Raw genomic sequence first — 14,930 nt, forward strand, 5'->3', positions numbered from 1 at the left:
GCTTGCGACGGAAGTTTGACTCGTGCAGGTCCGATGATCGCCAAGCGTCCACCCGTGCTGGCCCATGAGCGGTTCGTCGCCGACTGCGACAATTTCGCGGGCCTCGATCTCGCCGCGCGGTTCGAGCGGATCGAACGGACCAACCTGTGGGGCGCGGCCACGTCAGTGTCGGGCCTCGGCTCGGAGGACCGCGCCACCGCCGCGATCCGGGACGCGCTTCCGCCATTGTTGCAACGGCTCGGTGTGTGCTCGCTGCTCGATGCGCCCTGCGGCGATGCGGGCTGGATCGGCCGCATGAAGCTGAACGTGGGCTACACCGGCATCGATATCGTGCCGTCGCTGATCGCGGCCAACAGCGAGCGTGCGGCCCGCGGCGAGCTTCCCGGTCGCTTTCAAGTCGCCGACATCACCCGCGATGCGCTGCCGCCCGCCGACCTGATCCTGTGCCGCGATTGCCTGGTGCATTTGAGTTTCGCCAACATCGCTCGCGCTGTGGCGAACTTCCGCGCGAGCGGCGCGCGCTTCCTGCTTCTCACGACGTTTCCCGAATGGGACGACAATCGCGATTGCGAGGATGGCGACTGGCGCGCGCTGAACATGGCGAAGGCGCCGTTCAACTGGCCCGCGCCGCGCGAGTTGATCAACGAGCGCTGCGGGGAGGGCGGGGGCGGCTGGCGCGACAAGAGCCTTGGGCTGTGGCGGATGGAGGATGTCCGATGATCGATGCCAGGTGCTGTTGCGGCGCTGTTTCACTTTCGCTTCCAGGACCGACCAAGCTGGTCGCGGCCTGTCATTGCATCGACTGCCAACGGCGAACCGGAGCACCGTTCGGTGTCGCTGCGTTCTACCCGATCGAGGCCGTCACGATCTCCGGCGCACCGAAGGAATACGTTCGCGCCGCCGCAAGCGGGGGTGCGGTCCGCTTCTATTTTTGCTCCGATTGCGGCTCGACGGTCTGTTGGAAGCCTGACAATCTGCCGACGACGATCGGCGTTGCCGTCGGCGCCATCGCCGATCCGGATTTTCCGGCGCCCGTCAGATCGGTGTTCGAGCAATCGAAACATGCCTGGGTCGAGATCGCCGGCGCGGGTATCGAGCATTTCGAACAGAGCAGCGCGAAGAGTTCGGGCTGAGGCGCAGGCATAGCGACGATGATTTCATGCGAGCCGTCACTCGCACCGCGGCCGGTGTTCGCTCAGGGACGCTGCCTTGCGTTAGACGGCGTTCCTGTCGTCTGTATCGGTTCACCGGGCGCACGGTCCAGCGGCGGGTGAGGCCTGGCGAGTCCTACCGTGCCGGGAGGTGCATCGTTGCTGGCGGTACGGGTATTGACGCGCTCCAACGTGACTGTCGATGCAACCACAAGGGCGATGGCCAAGGCGATGGCGGCTAGGGCTAAGGCTGTCCGATCATTCGGGTCCATCGCTAGACCTCCGCAAGACGGCTCTATGGTGCGAGGATAACGCCGGACTGATGATTTGGTTCTTACGTCAGGCCGCGACGCGGTGTCGGCCAACCAATGGTGCCGGCTGAGGGGATTGAACCCCCGACCTTCGGTTTACAAAACCGCTGCTCTACCGCTGAGCTAAGCCGGCCACTGGCAAGGAACCGCGCGGGCTACTCGCTCGCGCCGACGCATCCGTATGTGCGCGGTCGCAATACCAGACTTGTCCCGGAAGTGCCAGAACCCGCAGGCAGCGTTTTGCCGGCGTGAAACAGGCGACCCTTGGGGCCGCCTGAATCGGTTCGCCGGATTGCGGGGCTTATTGGCAGATGTGCCGGCGGCCGTCCTCGCCCTTCACCCAGGTGCCGGGCCGGCAAACGATGCCATTGCGGGCCGCGTAGGTATCCCAGTTGCCGTACCAGCCCATTTCGCTGCGGCCGTAGCCGCCGGAATTGTCATAGGCGTAGGAATTGTCCCATCCGCGGAACGGTGCCGACGCAATGGCTGCCGCGGTGCCCACGGCGGCCCCGGCAACTGCGCCCGCGGTGTCCACTGGCCAGAAGCCCGATCGCGTTCCGTCATTCGGATTCGCTTGCTGCCGGGCCATGTGCCGACGCCGATAGGCGCGGTCAGTGGTGGAATTGGCGGGGCCCAGATTCTGGCAATTGGGATCCTGGAATAACCCCGTGCAGCGGCCCGAATTGTCGACTGTCGCTTGGGCGAAGGCCGGTGTTGCCAGCGTGGACGCGACGATCGCGGCCAAGCCAAGAAGCTTCAGGCTCGTCATGGCATTTTCTCCATGTTGTTGTGACCTGTGCTAAGTGCGACCTCCGGCAGTGGTTCCGCGCATTCTCGCGTGCAGTGTCACATCGACGTGAGCCCGCCCAGGATGTGTAATCTGTGCCACGCAACCCTGCGCGGCCTGAGCACGTGTGGCGAGCTGCGCCACGTTAACGCTTCGCTAGCGCGCTTTTCGGCATTTGAGCTGCTGTCGATCCTTAGGCGTTAGGCTTACCGGAATTTGGTGAGCTGGCCTTAACCCTCTCTGCGCCGCGATCGGATAGGTTGTGCTTCGGATAACCGGGACCTCCTCATGCGCGCCATGGCGCTCGCCGCCTTTCTGATCGGACTGCCCGCGACGGCGATTGCCGGCGGCGGCTTCGACATCGTCGTGCCCGGCCGTCCCGGTGTGCCGATCATCATCAACAACATCGACGCGTCCTACAGCGTCGTCGAAGGTGTCTGGGGCCTCGGCAAGAACGTCCAGGTGCAGCCGACGATCTATGGCGGGCGCTATATCGCCGAGCGGCAGCCCGACGACGTCGGCCACTATTATCCGACGCTGGGCCTTCGGCCGGGCTATGGCCGGCTCGAGGTCGAGCCGCCCGCGAACCGCAAACTGCCAAAACCCGCCGAGAGCTATCACCAGAGCTGGGGCGCATCGTCCGCACCGCTGCCGGCGCAGATGGATCCGCCCGTCGATCCGCCGCCGGTGATCTACGCGCCCGAATTCAACGACCATCCGCGGCCTCATCGGCCGCGGCCCCGTGCAACCATTCCCGGCAGGCCGCCGGGTTAAGAAACGTCAAAATCCAAAAGACGGAATTCAACAGGAGAGAGTAATGCGTCAAATGATTTCGGGACTGGTCGCGGCGGCTGCCGTGATGTTCGTCGCGACCGCGCCCGCCGCGGCCTGCGGCTTCAGCACCTGCGCGCCGATCGCACCGATCTATTCCGGCTGCAACACCGGCTGCGGTGGTTATGGATACGGTGGTGGTTATGGATACGGCTATGGCGCCTATGAGCGCCTCGCCGAGCCGACCACGCAGTATTATTACGTCAACCAGGGCCCGACCTATACCGGCCCGGGCGCCTTCGCGCCGTATCCGACCTATCGTGAGGACGCGGTCGTTGCGCCCGCCAATTACGGCTATGGCTATGGCTATCGCGCCGCCGCCTATCCCTATCACCGCCCGTACTACCGTCCGTATCGCTACGGCTACGGCCCCCGCTACGGCTACCTGCCGCGCACGCATTACGGCTACGCTCCGCGCTACGGCTACGCCCACCGTTACGCGCCGTATTACGGCGGCCACCGCGTGCTGCGCCGCTATTACTGATCTCTGAATCGGTCGAGTTGACGAGACGCCCGTCCGCCCCATGCGGACGGGCGTTTTGTTTTTTGCGCGTGGACTGTTCTGCGTTGGATGGCCCGCCTACGCCCGTCGGCTACGGCGCGGCAGCCTTCGCTCACTTCGCGTCATGATGTGCTGGGATGGCTTGCCTAGCCGAAGCTCGCGAAGCGAGTGAAGGCTGGTGGGGGAGGCAGGACTCGAACCTGCGAAGCCATGAGGCGGCTGATTTACAGTCAGCTCCCTTTGCCACTCGGGACACTCCCCCGCTCGACGGCAGCACAATCGGGCCGGACCTTGCCGGCGGACCGAAGACGGCCATGGAACGTGAAGGCCGCGACAGCCCGGATGGGGGCGCGACCGGGCGCGTTTATGGGCGAAGCGGTGGGGCAAAGTCAACCGAGGCGAACAGCTAAAATCGCCTCCATTCGCACCCAAATTGCCATATTCCGGGACCCGTGACACAAGCGAGCCCATGAAGGATCGAAAATTTGCACCGAAAGGCCCGCGCGGCGGGGCTAAGCCCTTCAACCGGCCCGGAAAATCGGCGCGCGGCCCATCCTGGCGTGACCGCGATTCGCACGCCGACGGGCCCGTCATCCTGTATGGCTGGCACACCGTCACCATGGCGCTGGCTAATCCGGCGCGGCGGATCCGCAAGCTGACGCTGACCGAGAACGCCGCCCGGCGGCTCGCGGAAGACAACATCGAGACCCGTGTCGCGCCAGAGATCGTCCGGCCCCAGGAGATCGACCGTCTGCTGTCGCCGGACGCCGTGCATCAGGGCCTGCTCGCGGAAGCCGATCCGCTGCCTTCGCCTGATATCGAGACCCTGAAGCAGGAAGGCATGGTGCTGGTGCTCGACCAGATCACCGATCCGCACAATGTGGGCGCCATCCTGCGCTCGGCCGCGGCCTTCGCGGTCAAGGCGATCGTCACCACCGCGCGCCACAGTCCGGAGGCGACCGGCGTGCTGGCGAAAGCCGCCTCGGGCGCGCTGGAGCTGGTTCCGATGGTGACGGTGCAAAACCTCGCCCGTGCGCTCACTGCGCTGAACGAACGCGGCTTCCAGACTGTCGGCCTCGACAGCGAGGGCACCGAGAACCTTTCGGACGTCGCGCTGCGCGAGCCGCTTGCGCTGGTGCTGGGCGCCGAAGGCAAGGGCCTCAGGCAATTGACCCGCGAGACCTGCAGCGTCGTGGCGCGGCTCGACATGCCCGGCGAGATCAAGAGCCTCAACGTCTCGAATGCCGCCGTGCTCTCGCTCTATGTCGGCGCAAGCCGGCTCGGGCTGATGAAGTAGCGGCTGCCTCGACCGCTACGCCATCATCTCCCGCACCAGCGGCACCACCTTCCGCCCGTAGAGCTCGATGCTCTTCATCAGCTTCTCGTGCGGCAGGGGGCCGGCCGAATATTTCAGCTGGAAGCGCGAAATACGAAGCGCCTTCGCGGTCTTCGCGATCTTGCGCGCCACCGTCTCCGGTGAGCCGACATAGAGCGAGCCGTGCTCGGCCTCGCTGACGAACTCGTCGCGCCCCATTGGCGGCCAGCCGCGCTCCTTGCCGATGCGGTCGCGCATGGCCTTGTAATCGGGCCACAGCTCCTCGCGCGCCTGCTCATCGGTTTCGGCCACGTAGCCGGGCGAGTGCACCCCGATCGGCTGTACGGGCCGGCCGAACTCCTTGAAGGCGCGGTGATAGAGATCGACATAGGGCGCAAAGCGCTCGGGATCGCCGCCGATGATCGCGAGCATCAAGGGCAGGTCGTAATGCGCGGCGCGCACCACCGATTGCGGGCTGCCACCGACGCCGATCCAGGTCTTCAGCCGGCCGTTCTCGACCGGCGGATAGACCAGCTGATCCTTCAGAGGCGGACGCAGCTTGCCCTGCCAGGTCACCGGCTGCTGCGACAGCAGCGCGGCGAACAGATCGAGCTTCTCCTCGAACAGCTCCTCGTATTTGCGTAAGTCAAAACCGAACAGCGGGAAGGATTCGGTGAACGAGCCGGCCGAGGATCACCTCCGCGCGCCCGTTCGAGAGCGCGTCCAGCGTCGCAAAGCGCTGGAACACGCGGATCGGATCGTCCGAGCTCAGCACCGTCACGGCCGAGCCGAGATGGATGCGTTTCGTGCGCGATGCGATCGCAGCCAGCACGGTCTCGGGCGAGGAGATCGCGAAATCGGCGCGGTGATGCTCGCCGAGCCCGATGAAGTCGAGGCCGAGCTCGTCGGCCAGCACGGCTTCGTCGACGACGTTGCGGATCACCTGCGCGTGCGGAAGCATCGCGCCCGAGGCGTCCCTGGTGACGTCACCAAAGGTATCCAGTCCGAATTCAAGCGGTGCGGTCATAGGTGAGATCTCTGCGGGGGGCTTGCTGTCACGGTGGGGCGTCGTTTTGCGGTGGAGCTAGGCCGCATGGGGCGGCGCAACAATGCTGCTCTGAGAAACCCACCGTTTCCGCTTTGTCACCGGTTTCGGGCTTGTATCCGCGTGCTCAGTCGGACTCGGCGAACATCTCGACCAGGGTCTCGCGCAGCCAGCGCTGGGCCGGTACCGTGTCGTTGCGTTGGTGCCAGAACAGGCTGACAACGCGAGGCGGCGCTTCCAGGGGAAGCGGCATGGCGTGCAGAAGCGGCGCGTGCCTTGATTGCGAGCGCAGGTCGCTCGGGAGCACGGCGATCAGATCGGACTGGCGCACGACCTCGTAGGCGGCGCTGTAGTGATTGACGGTCGCGACCAGGTTGCGAGACAGCCCGCGCGAAGCCAGGAAGAGGTCGTAGGACGGCATGGTCTTGCCCGCGAGGCTCACGTCGACATGGCCCGCGTTCAGGAAGGTCCGCGTGCCCAGCCGTTTCTGGGCGGCGAGCGGATGGCCGCGCCGCATGAAGCAGGCATACTCGACCGTCCACAGCGAGCGCGAGCGAATGGCGGCCGGTTGCTGCGCCTCGTTGACGTAGACGCTGAGCACGCAATCGACCCTGTTGTCCTCGAGCTGGTCGGCAATCTCGACGACGGTATTGGGCACGGTGTGGACGCGCGATTTCGGCGCAACCTTGCCGAGATGGCCGAGCAGGTTCGGCATCACCAGCGAGGAGACGTAGTCCGACATCGACAGGCTGAATTCGGTCTGCGCACGTGCGGGATCGAACACCTGCTCGTCGAGCGCGCCGCGCACGCTTTCCAGCGCCTCGCCGATCGGCTCCCACAGCACCACGGCGCGCTGGGTCGGGCGGATGCCGGTGCCGGCTCGCACGAACAGAGGATCGCCGAGCGCGTCGCGCAGCCGCGCCAGCGCGTTGCTCACCGCGGGCTGGGTCATCCGCAGCGCATTCGCCGCGCGCGTGACGCTGCCCTCGGTCATCAGCGGCTCGAAGACTTTCAGGAGGTTGAGGTCGAGCGCGCGGAACGACAAAGACATTCACCATGGTGATATATCAGATCATGATTATAAATTATGACGATAATGTCACTTTGTCTATGGTTCCCTCCCGAGCGGCGCGCCGGGCCCGTGACATCAGAAGGGGACTTTCATGTCGATGATATCGGCGCGCATTGAGCGCCTTCCGTTCGCACGCTTCCACACGCATCTGCTGCTGATGGGCGGGCTCGGCTACATGTTCGACGCGATGGACGCGGCGGTGCTGGCCTTCATCCTGCCGGTGCTGCGCACGGCGTGGAATTTGTCGAGCGTTCAGATCGGCGTGCTCGGCAGCAGCACCTATATCGGCTTCCTGTTCGGCGCGTTGCTGGCGGGCACGCTGGGCGACTTGATCGGCCGCCGCGCGGTGATGATGTCTGCGCTGGCGCTGTATTGCGCGGCATCGATCGTCAGCGCGATGGTCGACACATGGCCTTCCTTCTTCGCCGCGCGTGTCGTGGCCGGCATGGGCACCGGCGCGGAAAGCGCGATCATCGCGCCTTATCTCGCGGAATTCGTGGCGCGGCGTTACCGCGGCAGCTTCACCGGCGCTCTGGCCGGCTTCTTCTCCTTCGGCTTCGTCGCCGCGGCGTTGCTCGGCTACTTCATCGTGCCCGCCTCCGACAACGGCTGGCGCATCGTGCTGGTGCTCACGGCGGTGCCGGTGGTCATGCTGCTCTGGTGGCGCCGGGCGCTGCCGGAATCGCCGCGCTGGCTCGAGAGCCGGGGCAGGGGCAAGGAAGCCGAAGCCTTGCTCGACAGGATCGAGGCGGGCTTTGCGCGCAGGGGCATGTCCTGCCGCAGCCGGTCGTCGAAGCAACAGTGCCGGCCGCCGGCGGGACGCTGCTCGCCAATTTCGCCGCGCTGCTCGCTGGCCGGCAGGCGCGCATCACCATCATGACCTGGATCATGTGGCTTGCGATTACCTTCAGCTACTATTCCTTCTTCGTCTGGATTCCCGGCCTGCTGGTCCAGAACGGCATGAGCATCACCAAGAGCTTTGCCTATTCGATCGCGATCTATTGCGCGCAGATCCCCGGCTATTTCAGCGCCGCGTATTTCAACGAGCGCATTGGCCGGCAGGCGACGATTGCGTCCTACATGCTGCTCGGCGGCGTCAGTGCGCTGGGGCTCGCCTTCGCGCAGAGCGACCAGCAGATCATGGCGGCGGGAATCTTCCTGTCTCTGTTCATGAACGGCACCTATGCGGGCGTCTATGCCTACACCGCCGAGGTGTTCCCGACGCCGGTCAGAACCACGGGCGCAGGCCTCGCGTCGGCGATCGGCCGCATCGGCGCGATCGTCTCGCCGATTCTGGTCGGCTATCTCTACCCGAGCTTCGGCTTTGCCGGCGTGTTCGGCGTCACCACCACCGTGCTGCTGCTCGGGGCGGTCACCGTCGTTCTGATGGGCGTGCCGACCCGCGGCCGTTCGCTGGAAGAGATTGCCGCGGGTGAAGTGGCATGACGCCGACGAAATCCAAGGCTGATCCGCTCCTCTGCGCCGTCGCGGCCGCGCAGGGCAGGGCGGACCAGCCGGATGCGCTGTTCGCGGCGCTGGACCAGGCCGTCAAGTCGGCGATCGGGCACAAGCTGTTCACGATCCTGACCTATGATGGCAACAGCGGCGAAGCGGCGCGGATCTATTCCAATCTCCCCGGGCCTTACCCGACGGGCGGGCGCAAGCGCCTCGCGCCGGGGCCTTGGACCGAGGCCGTGCTCGACCGCGGCGAGGCCTATATCGGCCGCACCCGGGATGATCTGCGCGCCGTCTTCCCCGATCACGAGCTGATCGCTTCGCTCGGCTGCGAGAGTGTGCTCAACATGCCCGTGCGCTGGCGCGGGCGCACGCTCGGCTCGCTGAATCTGCTTCACGAGGCGGGGTGGTACGGCGAAGATGATATCGCCGCGTGCCTTCCCTTTGCTCAGCTCACCCTGCCGGCGCTGCTCGCGCCGGCCCACCTCTGACAGGACTGTCGCGATGCCAAGCATCCTCTTCAAGAACGCCGCACTGCTTGATCCGCTTCAGCCGGAATTGCTGGAGGGGCACCATGTGCTGGTCGAGGACAACCTGATCAAGGAGACCGCCGACCGGCCGATCCAGGCCAGCGCCGACCGCACCATCGATCTGAAGGGCAAGACGCTGATGCCGGGCCTGATCGACCTGCATGTGCACGCGATCGCGGTCGAGCTCAACCTGGCGCAACAGGTGCACATGCCGAACGTGCTGGTGACGTTGCGCTCGACGCTGCTGCTGCGCGGCATGCTGCGGCGTGGCTTCACCACCGTGCGCGATGCCGGCGGCGCCGGCCATGCGCTCAAGCAGGCGATCGAGACCGGCCTGACCGATGGCCCGCGCCTTTTCGTCTCCGGCCGCGCGCTCAGCCAGACCGGCGGACACGGCGACATGCGGGCGCGTTCGGACTATCTCGCGAGCGACGCACCCTGTCCATGCTGCGTACGTGTCGGCGCGCTGGCGCGCGTTGCTGACGGCGTCGACGGCGTGCGCAAGGCTGCGCGCGAAGAACTGCAGATGGGGGCCGACCAGATCAAGATCATGGCCTCCGGCGGCGTCGCGTCGCCGACCGACCCGGTTGGTGCCTTCGGCTACTCCCAGGACGAGATCCGCGCCATCGTCGAGGAAGCGCGCGGGCGCCAGACCTATGTGCTTGCCCATGCCTATACCGCTGCCGCCATCGAGCGCGCGGTTCGCTGCGGTGTGCGCACCATCGAGCATGGCAATCTGGTCGATGCACCGACCGCGCGGCTGATGGCCGAGAAGGGCGTCTATGTGGTGCCGACGCTCGTCACCTACGAGGCGCTGGCCAACGAGGGCGCTCAATACGGCCTGCCGATCGAGAGCGTGGCCAAGATCGCCGATGTCCGCGACGCCGGCCTGCGCTCGCTTGCGATCTATCGCGACGCCGGCGTGAAGATGGGGTTCGGCAGCGACCTGCTCGGACCGTCCCAACGCCTGCAGAGCGACGAGTTTCGCATTCGTGCCGAGATCCTCGGCCCGCGCGCCGTCATTGCCAGCGCGACATTGATCGGCGCCGAAGTGCTCGGCATGGAGGGCAAGCTCGGCCGCATCGCGCCCGAAGCCATCGCGGACCTGCTGGTGGTCGACGGCAATCCGCTGCGCGATGTCGCCTGCCTGCTTGGCCAGGGCGAGCACATACCAATGGTGATGAAGGCCGGCAAGGTCCAGTTCGACAGGCTGAACGCCTAAAGCGCTTTCAAGCGAAGTGGATACCGGTTCGCGTAAAGAAAACGCGTCAAAAAAGGCGTAGCTACCGCCACATCCCGCGCATCTTCGCCCCGATGTCGATCTTCGGGCCCTGCGCCGCGCTGCGGGCCGCGCCTGCGGCGGCCTTCGGCCAGGCGGTGCGCTCGAACAGATAGACCAGCTGCTCCGGGATGAAGCGGGTGCGCGAGGCGTAGACGTGGCGGTCGCCCTTGGCTTGCTGGCCGTGGGTGAAGAAGCGCTGCGGCACCACGAGGTGCAGATCGTCCTTGGCGCGGGTCATCGCGACATAGAGCAGGCGGCGTTCCTCCTCGATCTCGGCGCTGGTGCCGGCGCCGAGATCGGAGGGCATGCAGCCGTCGACGACGTTGAGCACGAACACCGACTTCCACTCCTGGCCCTTGGCGGAGTGGATGGTGGAGAGGATCAGATAGTCTTCGTCGCGCAAGGGAGGCCCGGACTTGTCGCTGGTCGCATCCGGCGGATCGAGCGTGAGCTCGGTCAAGAATTTCTCGCGCGAGGAATAGCCGCTCGCGATCTGCTCGAGCTGCATCAAATCGGCGCGCCGCGTCTCGGAATCCTCGTGGATGCGGTCGAGATGCGGCTCGTACCAGAGCCGCACGCGCTCGAGGTCGGCCGGCCATTCCGAATAGCGCAGATTCTGGGTCGTGCGGACGAAGTCGGTCCAGTCCGCGCCCGTGCGCGGCGGCACCGGAAGCTGGCCGAGCGTGTGCAATGGGTCGGTACTTTCAGCCATCTGGTCGAGCACGCGCTGCGCGGTCGCAGGTCCGATGCCCGGCAACAGGTGCAGGATGCGGAAGCCTGCGACGCGGTCGCGCGGATTCTCGGCAAAGCGCAGCAAGGCCAGCACGTCCTTGACATGTGCGGCGTCGAGGAATTTCAGTCCGCCGAATTTCACGAACGGGATGTTGCGGCGGGTGAGTTCAATCTCCAGCGGGCCCGAATGCGAGGACGTCCGGAACAGCACCGCCTGGTGCTTGAGCAGCGCGCCTTGCTCGCGGTTGGCCAGCACCTGCTCGACGATGTAGCGGGCCTGGTCGGCCTCGCCATGCACGGTGACGAGCTGCGGCTTCTGCCCGGCGCTGCGGTCAGTCCAGAGATTCTTGGTGAAGCGCTCCCGCGCCAGTCCAATGACGCCGTTGGCCGCCGCCAGCACGGCTTGCGTCGAGCGGTAATTGCGGTCGAGCGTGATCATCTCCGCGCGCGGCGAGAAGCTCGCGGGAAACTCCAGGATGTTGCGCACGGTCGCGGCGCGGAACGAGTAGATCGACTGCGCGTCGTCGCCGACCACGGTGAGCCCGCACCCGTCAGGCTTGAGCGCCAGCAGGATTGAGGATTGCAGGCGGTTGGTGTCCTGATATTCGTCGACCAGCACGTGATCGAAGCGGCCGCCGATCTCCTCGGCGATCAGCGCATCGCTCATCATCTGCGACCAGTAGAGCAAGAGATCGTCGTAATCGAGCACGTGCTGGGCCTGCTTGGCCTCGACGTAAGCGGCGAACAGGCCTTTCAGCTCCGCGGCCCAGCCGGCGCACCAGGGATAATGTTGCCCCAGCACCTTCTCGATCTCCATCTCGGCATTGACGCAGCGCGAATAGATCGACAGGCAGGTGCCCTTGGCCGGAAAGCGGCTCTCGGTTTTCGACAGGCCGCGCTCGTGCCGCACCAGATTCATCAGGTCGGCGGAATCCTCGCGGTCGTGGATGGTGAAGGCGGGATCGACGCCGATCCGCTCGGCATATTCGCGCAGGAGCCGCGCGCCGATGCCATGGAATGTGCCGGCCCAGGTCAGCGCATCGCGCATGATGGCGGCGTTGTTCTCGCCCAGCACCTTGCGCGCGATGCGCTCGACCCGGCCGGCCATCTCGGCCGCGGCGCGGCGCGAGAACGTCATCAGGAGGATGCGGCGCGGATCGGCGCCCGCGACGATCAGATGCGCGACGCGGTGCGCCAGCGTGTTGGTCTTGCCGGAGCCCGCGCCGGCGATGACGAGCAGGGGAGCGCCCACGGTCGCGCCATCGGCCACGCCATGCTCGACGGCGCGGCGCTGCTCCGCATTGAGCGTGTCCAGATATGTCGCCACGAATCGCCCCGGTGAAAGGCAACAGGGTCGGCGATCCCAGCGCGAATCGCAATGCGGCTGGACGGAACCGGTGTTAAGACCTAGGGACAACACGGCCCAAGGTTCCAGCCCGAAAAGCGCGCACCGGCATGACCGATCTCAAGCCCGACCAGTTCGAGATGCGGCGGCTGGAATCGCTCAGCAATACCATCTTCGGCGTCGCCATGACGCTGCTCGCCTATGACCTGCCCAGGGCCGCGGTGTTCACCAGCGCGCCCGGCTGGAGCGATCTCGCCCAGGTCTATTCCGGCAAGCTCGCGGGCTTTGCGCTGAGCTTCATCATCGCCGGCCTGTTCTGGATCAGCCACCACCGCCGGCTGGCGCGCCAGGCGGTCGGCAGCCGCGGCGCGGTGATCCTCAATCTGTTCTTCCTGCTTTCGATCGTGCTGCTGCCGGTGACCAACGGCCTCTACATCAATTACGCCATGAGCAGCGCGGTGGCGGTGCTCTACGGCCTGCATTTGACCGTGATCGCCGGCCTCAATGCCTGGCTGTGGTGGACGATCCTGGGCGGCTGGCGGCGTGAGACCATGGCCTAGCTGTTTCCGCTGCTGGTGTTCATTCCGGGCAGCATCGTTGCGGCGTTCGCGCCGCATATCGCGCCCTTCCTGTGGTTCGTCGCTTTCGGCGGGCTGCTGATCCGGCGCTTCTATGCCGCGCCGGCGGGCCAGGAGCCCTAACTTCCCGGATCAGTCGGGCGTCGCGCCGAACCCGTCGGCCGGGACGTAAAGCATGACGGGGCGGATTTCGTAGACCGCGGTCGGATTGACCTCACGCAGCTTCCGCGCCGCCGCGATGGCCTCGTCATCCCCGGCGCAGTTGACGAGGTGGAAGCCCAGGAGCTGCTCCTTGGTCTCGGCAAACGGACCGTCCAGCACCATGCCGGCGCCGGCGCCGCGCAAGGTGCGGGCCTTTCGGGTCTCGTCGAGGCGCGCGGCCGGACCAAGCAGTCCGCTGGCCCTCATGGGCTCCTGCACCGCGATGACCTTGGCCACGACCGCGGCGTCCTGCTCCGGCGTCCAGGACTGGATCTCGTCTTCCACATGGTAGGCCAGGATGGCGTAAAGCATCGTCACCTCGTTGATTCCGCTGCGCGCGTCCAAAGGACGTACCACCACAGCCTGTGCCGACAATAGCAATGCGGAAAATATTGCGTCAGGGCCTAGCGACGAAACCGTCCCGAAACCCGATTGCCGCTCGGACGTGTGAACGCCGCCCGGAACCCGCGCGACTGATGGCCACCAAGAACACTTCGGAGGCGGCCATGTCGACCATCAAGATCATCTGCGACGCGCGTCGGGCGGGGAAGTCCGAGCCAGCCGACCTGCACGACCAGAGCGGTCACCATCGCTACTACGGAAGCTCGGCCGAGAATGGTGGCGAGCGCATTGTCGAGAGCCGGCGCGGCAAGCGCCCGCGCGCGCTGAATGTCTGTGGCTTTTGACGCAACCAGTCGTTGCGGATGAGCGTCCTGCAAATTTCGATCGCTGCGCTGCCGTTCCTGTTCTCGCTGGCGAGCCGGAACGGCAACGCGATCGCGCCATGCCTGGTCACGAGCATCTTCACCGTGCTCCTCGGCGAAGAGCCTCACCGGGCGGTCGTGGCCTGGTGTCTCGGCGTGCTGATTGCCGCCGTTGCCTTTCGCGAGCGGCTTCGCGCGACTTGAGCCTGTGCCGGTTACGGTGCGCTGAGGACCTGCTTGACCAGCGTCTCCCGCAGATTTGCCAGTTCGCCGCTCGCCTCCATCTGCGCGATCACCTTGCCGACCTCAGGCACCAGAGCGCGATGGCGTTCGTGCAAATAGTGATAGATGTGGATGCGCTCGAGCGGAGGCGAGAGCGGGTAGATCCTGGCCTGCAGGTTGAGCTTCCTCACGGCGACGAGCCCGCTGAAGAGGTCGGTGACCATCACGTCGAAGCGGTCCGCATCGAGCATCTTGACCATGCTCTCCAGGCTGGTCGTCGCCGTGACGCGGGCCATGCCGCGCGTGCCGGCCTCCGACGAGCCGACGCCGCGGACGATGCCGATGCTGTAGTCTTGAATTGAATTCCAGCCGGCCACATCGAAATGCAGTTTCGTCGTGAACACCGCGGGCTCGATGTAGTTGATCGCCGGCGTGACCTGGACCAGCGTCGGATAGTCGCGGGAGAGCGTCCCGATCCGCTGGATCTCGCCGTCCACCTCTCCGGCGCTCGACAGTGCGAGCGCCCGCTTGCCGGGAACGTCCTCAAATTCGAGCTTGATGTTCAGCTTGGCGTAGACAGCCTGCAGCATCTCGCCGCCGACATATTGATCGGGGATGTCGGCGATGCGCGCCAGCCGGATCAGGTCTTGCGCCTGCGATGGAGCGGCTGCGAGCAAAGACAGCCAGGCGACGGCAATCCGCCACATCACGCTTCTCCTTTGTCGAACCTTACTACCGCTGGATTCGGAGGCCCGCGCGATCTACCCGGGGTGGCGCCTGCGCGACGGCCGCACCTACTGACGCTCGCCCGCGATATGAGGCGATTCCGGACTTTCAGCGATGTCATTCTAGCACGCGAGGTGGTAG

General features: G+C 65.8%; 16 protein-coding genes, 2 tRNA genes and 2 pseudogenes. 12 read left to right on the top strand and 8 right to left on the bottom strand.

From position 1 onward, the window contains the following. The first annotated feature begins 33 nt into the window (after window positions 1-33). Both AAFG16_RS21145 and AAFG16_RS21150 read left to right on the top strand, forming a co-directional pair. The gene (locus AAFG16_RS21145) at window positions 34-720 is read left to right on the top strand and encodes a class I SAM-dependent methyltransferase (protein WP_342740408.1); all 687 of its coding nucleotides are present in this window, start codon (window positions 34-36) and stop codon (window positions 718-720) included. Then, window positions 717-1,133, top strand: coding sequence for a GFA family protein (locus AAFG16_RS21150; RefSeq protein WP_342740409.1), 417 nt, complete (start codon window positions 717-719; stop codon window positions 1,131-1,133). The genes AAFG16_RS21145 and AAFG16_RS21150 overlap by 4 nt, the downstream gene beginning before the upstream one ends. Before the next feature lie 387 nt (window positions 1,134-1,520). Here AAFG16_RS21150 and AAFG16_RS21155 read toward each other — a convergent pair. Both AAFG16_RS21155 and AAFG16_RS21160 read right to left on the bottom strand, forming a co-directional pair. After that, a tRNA-Thr gene (locus tag AAFG16_RS21155) sits at window positions 1,521-1,595 on the bottom strand. 168 nt (window positions 1,596-1,763) lie between these two features. After that, window positions 1,764-2,231 (bottom strand): hypothetical protein, encoded by a 468-nt coding sequence (locus AAFG16_RS21160; protein WP_342740410.1) that lies wholly within the window; start codon window positions 2,229-2,231, stop codon window positions 1,764-1,766. Window positions 2,232-2,537: 306 nt separating this feature from the next. Here AAFG16_RS21160 and AAFG16_RS21165 point away from each other — a divergent pair, with 306 nt between their 5' ends. Then, entirely contained in the window at window positions 2,538-3,023 is a 486-nt protein-coding gene (locus AAFG16_RS21165) for a hypothetical protein (protein WP_342740411.1), read from the top strand. A gap of 43 nt (window positions 3,024-3,066) precedes the next feature. Next, complete coding sequence (locus AAFG16_RS21170; protein WP_342740412.1) at window positions 3,067-3,564, top strand: hypothetical protein; 498 nt, start codon at window positions 3,067-3,069, stop codon at window positions 3,562-3,564. Window positions 3,565-3,758: 194 nt separating this feature from the next. Here the strand turns inward: AAFG16_RS21170 and AAFG16_RS21175 are convergent. Next, a tRNA-Tyr gene (locus AAFG16_RS21175) sits at window positions 3,759-3,844 on the bottom strand. A gap of 207 nt (window positions 3,845-4,051) precedes the next feature. Here AAFG16_RS21175 and rlmB point away from each other — a divergent pair. Next, on the top strand, window positions 4,052-4,879 hold the full coding sequence (gene rlmB / locus AAFG16_RS21180) for a 23S rRNA (guanosine(2251)-2'-O)-methyltransferase RlmB (RefSeq protein ID WP_342740413.1): 828 nt from the start codon (window positions 4,052-4,054) through the stop codon (window positions 4,877-4,879). Between the two features lie 15 nt (window positions 4,880-4,894). Here rlmB and AAFG16_RS21185 read toward each other — a convergent pair. Beyond that, window positions 4,895-5,924, bottom strand: a pseudogene (locus AAFG16_RS21185) (LLM class flavin-dependent oxidoreductase). A gap of 145 nt (window positions 5,925-6,069) precedes the next feature. Further along, window positions 6,070-6,993 carry a LysR family transcriptional regulator gene (locus AAFG16_RS21190; protein WP_342740414.1) on the bottom strand — a complete coding sequence of 308 codons (924 nt, stop codon included), beginning with the start codon at window positions 6,991-6,993 and terminating at the stop codon, window positions 6,070-6,072. A 112-nt stretch (window positions 6,994-7,105) separates the two neighbouring features. Here AAFG16_RS21190 and AAFG16_RS21195 point away from each other — a divergent pair, with 112 nt between their 5' ends. From AAFG16_RS21195 to AAFG16_RS21210, 4 genes are read left to right on the top strand one after another with little or no spacing between them, the layout of a single operon-like run. Next, on the top strand, window positions 7,106-7,894 hold the full coding sequence (locus tag AAFG16_RS21195) for an MFS transporter (RefSeq protein ID WP_342740415.1): 789 nt from the start codon (window positions 7,106-7,108) through the stop codon (window positions 7,892-7,894). Then, window positions 7,816-8,460 (top strand): MFS transporter, encoded by a 645-nt coding sequence (locus tag AAFG16_RS21200; protein ID WP_342740416.1) that lies wholly within the window; start codon window positions 7,816-7,818, stop codon window positions 8,458-8,460. The genes AAFG16_RS21195 and AAFG16_RS21200 overlap by 79 nt, the downstream gene beginning before the upstream one ends. After that, entirely contained in the window at window positions 8,457-8,960 is a 504-nt protein-coding gene (locus tag AAFG16_RS21205) for a GAF domain-containing protein (RefSeq protein WP_342740418.1), read from the top strand. The genes AAFG16_RS21200 and AAFG16_RS21205 overlap by 4 nt, the downstream gene beginning before the upstream one ends. A gap of 13 nt (window positions 8,961-8,973) precedes the next feature. After that, entirely contained in the window at window positions 8,974-10,221 is a 1,248-nt protein-coding gene (locus tag AAFG16_RS21210; RefSeq protein ID WP_342740419.1) for an amidohydrolase family protein, read from the top strand. 61 nt (window positions 10,222-10,282) lie between these two features. Here the strand turns inward: AAFG16_RS21210 and AAFG16_RS21215 are convergent, their stop codons facing one another. Further along, window positions 10,283-12,340, bottom strand: coding sequence for an ATP-dependent helicase (locus AAFG16_RS21215; protein ID WP_342740420.1), 2,058 nt, complete (start codon window positions 12,338-12,340; stop codon window positions 10,283-10,285). 128 nt (window positions 12,341-12,468) lie between these two features. Between AAFG16_RS21215 and AAFG16_RS21220 the strand changes: the two are divergent. After that, window positions 12,469-13,059: pseudogene (locus AAFG16_RS21220) on the top strand (TMEM175 family protein). A 9-nt stretch (window positions 13,060-13,068) separates the two neighbouring features. Here AAFG16_RS21220 and AAFG16_RS21225 read toward each other — a convergent pair. Then, entirely contained in the window at window positions 13,069-13,449 is a 381-nt protein-coding gene (locus AAFG16_RS21225; protein WP_342740421.1) for a YciI family protein, read from the bottom strand. A 194-nt stretch (window positions 13,450-13,643) separates the two neighbouring features. Here AAFG16_RS21225 and AAFG16_RS21230 point away from each other — a divergent pair, with 194 nt between their 5' ends. Next, entirely contained in the window at window positions 13,644-13,823 is a 180-nt protein-coding gene (locus tag AAFG16_RS21230) for a hypothetical protein (RefSeq protein WP_342740422.1), read from the top strand. A gap of 18 nt (window positions 13,824-13,841) precedes the next feature. Continuing rightward, window positions 13,842-14,045, top strand: a complete 204-nt coding sequence (locus tag AAFG16_RS21235) for a hypothetical protein (RefSeq protein WP_342740423.1) — start codon at window positions 13,842-13,844, stop codon at window positions 14,043-14,045. Window positions 14,046-14,056: 11 nt separating this feature from the next. On the opposite strand, the gene AAFG16_RS21240 is transcribed toward AAFG16_RS21235, so the two are convergent. Beyond that, the gene (locus AAFG16_RS21240; protein ID WP_342740424.1) at window positions 14,057-14,770 is read right to left on the bottom strand and encodes a transporter substrate-binding domain-containing protein; all 714 of its coding nucleotides are present in this window, start codon (window positions 14,768-14,770) and stop codon (window positions 14,057-14,059) included. Between the last annotated feature and the right edge of the window lie 160 nt (window positions 14,771-14,930).

The sequence above is a fragment of the Bradyrhizobium sp. B117 genome (assembly GCF_038969555.1).
In the GTDB taxonomy this organism is placed as follows: Bacteria; Pseudomonadota; Alphaproteobacteria; order Rhizobiales; family Xanthobacteraceae; genus Bradyrhizobium.

Excerpts from the sequence above, each read along its gene's own strand:
- AAFG16_RS21170 (WP_342740412.1), top strand. The coding sequence starts at position 3,067 with ATGCGTCAAATGATTTCGGGACTGGTCGCGGCGGCTGCCGTGATGTTC.
- AAFG16_RS21240 (WP_342740424.1), bottom strand. The coding sequence starts at position 14,770 with ATGTGGCGGATTGCCGTCGCCTGGCTGTCTTTGCTCGCAGCCGCTCCA.
- AAFG16_RS21145 (WP_342740408.1), top strand. The coding sequence starts at position 34 with ATGATCGCCAAGCGTCCACCCGTGCTGGCCCATGAGCGGTTCGTCGCC.
- AAFG16_RS21165 (WP_342740411.1), top strand. The coding sequence starts at position 2,538 with ATGCGCGCCATGGCGCTCGCCGCCTTTCTGATCGGACTGCCCGCGACG.
- AAFG16_RS21210 (WP_342740419.1), top strand. The coding sequence starts at position 8,974 with ATGCCAAGCATCCTCTTCAAGAACGCCGCACTGCTTGATCCGCTTCAG.
- AAFG16_RS21190 (WP_342740414.1), bottom strand. The coding sequence starts at position 6,993 with ATGTCTTTGTCGTTCCGCGCGCTCGACCTCAACCTCCTGAAAGTCTTC.
- AAFG16_RS21235 (WP_342740423.1), top strand. The coding sequence starts at position 13,842 with ATGAGCGTCCTGCAAATTTCGATCGCTGCGCTGCCGTTCCTGTTCTCG.
- AAFG16_RS21150 (WP_342740409.1), top strand. The coding sequence starts at position 717 with ATGATCGATGCCAGGTGCTGTTGCGGCGCTGTTTCACTTTCGCTTCCA.
- AAFG16_RS21160 (WP_342740410.1), bottom strand. The coding sequence starts at position 2,231 with ATGACGAGCCTGAAGCTTCTTGGCTTGGCCGCGATCGTCGCGTCCACG.
- rlmB (WP_342740413.1), top strand. The coding sequence starts at position 4,052 with ATGAAGGATCGAAAATTTGCACCGAAAGGCCCGCGCGGCGGGGCTAAG.
- AAFG16_RS21230 (WP_342740422.1), top strand. The coding sequence starts at position 13,644 with ATGTCGACCATCAAGATCATCTGCGACGCGCGTCGGGCGGGGAAGTCC.
- AAFG16_RS21195 (WP_342740415.1), top strand. The coding sequence starts at position 7,106 with ATGTCGATGATATCGGCGCGCATTGAGCGCCTTCCGTTCGCACGCTTC.
- AAFG16_RS21205 (WP_342740418.1), top strand. The coding sequence starts at position 8,457 with ATGACGCCGACGAAATCCAAGGCTGATCCGCTCCTCTGCGCCGTCGCG.
- AAFG16_RS21225 (WP_342740421.1), bottom strand. The coding sequence starts at position 13,449 with ATGCTTTACGCCATCCTGGCCTACCATGTGGAAGACGAGATCCAGTCC.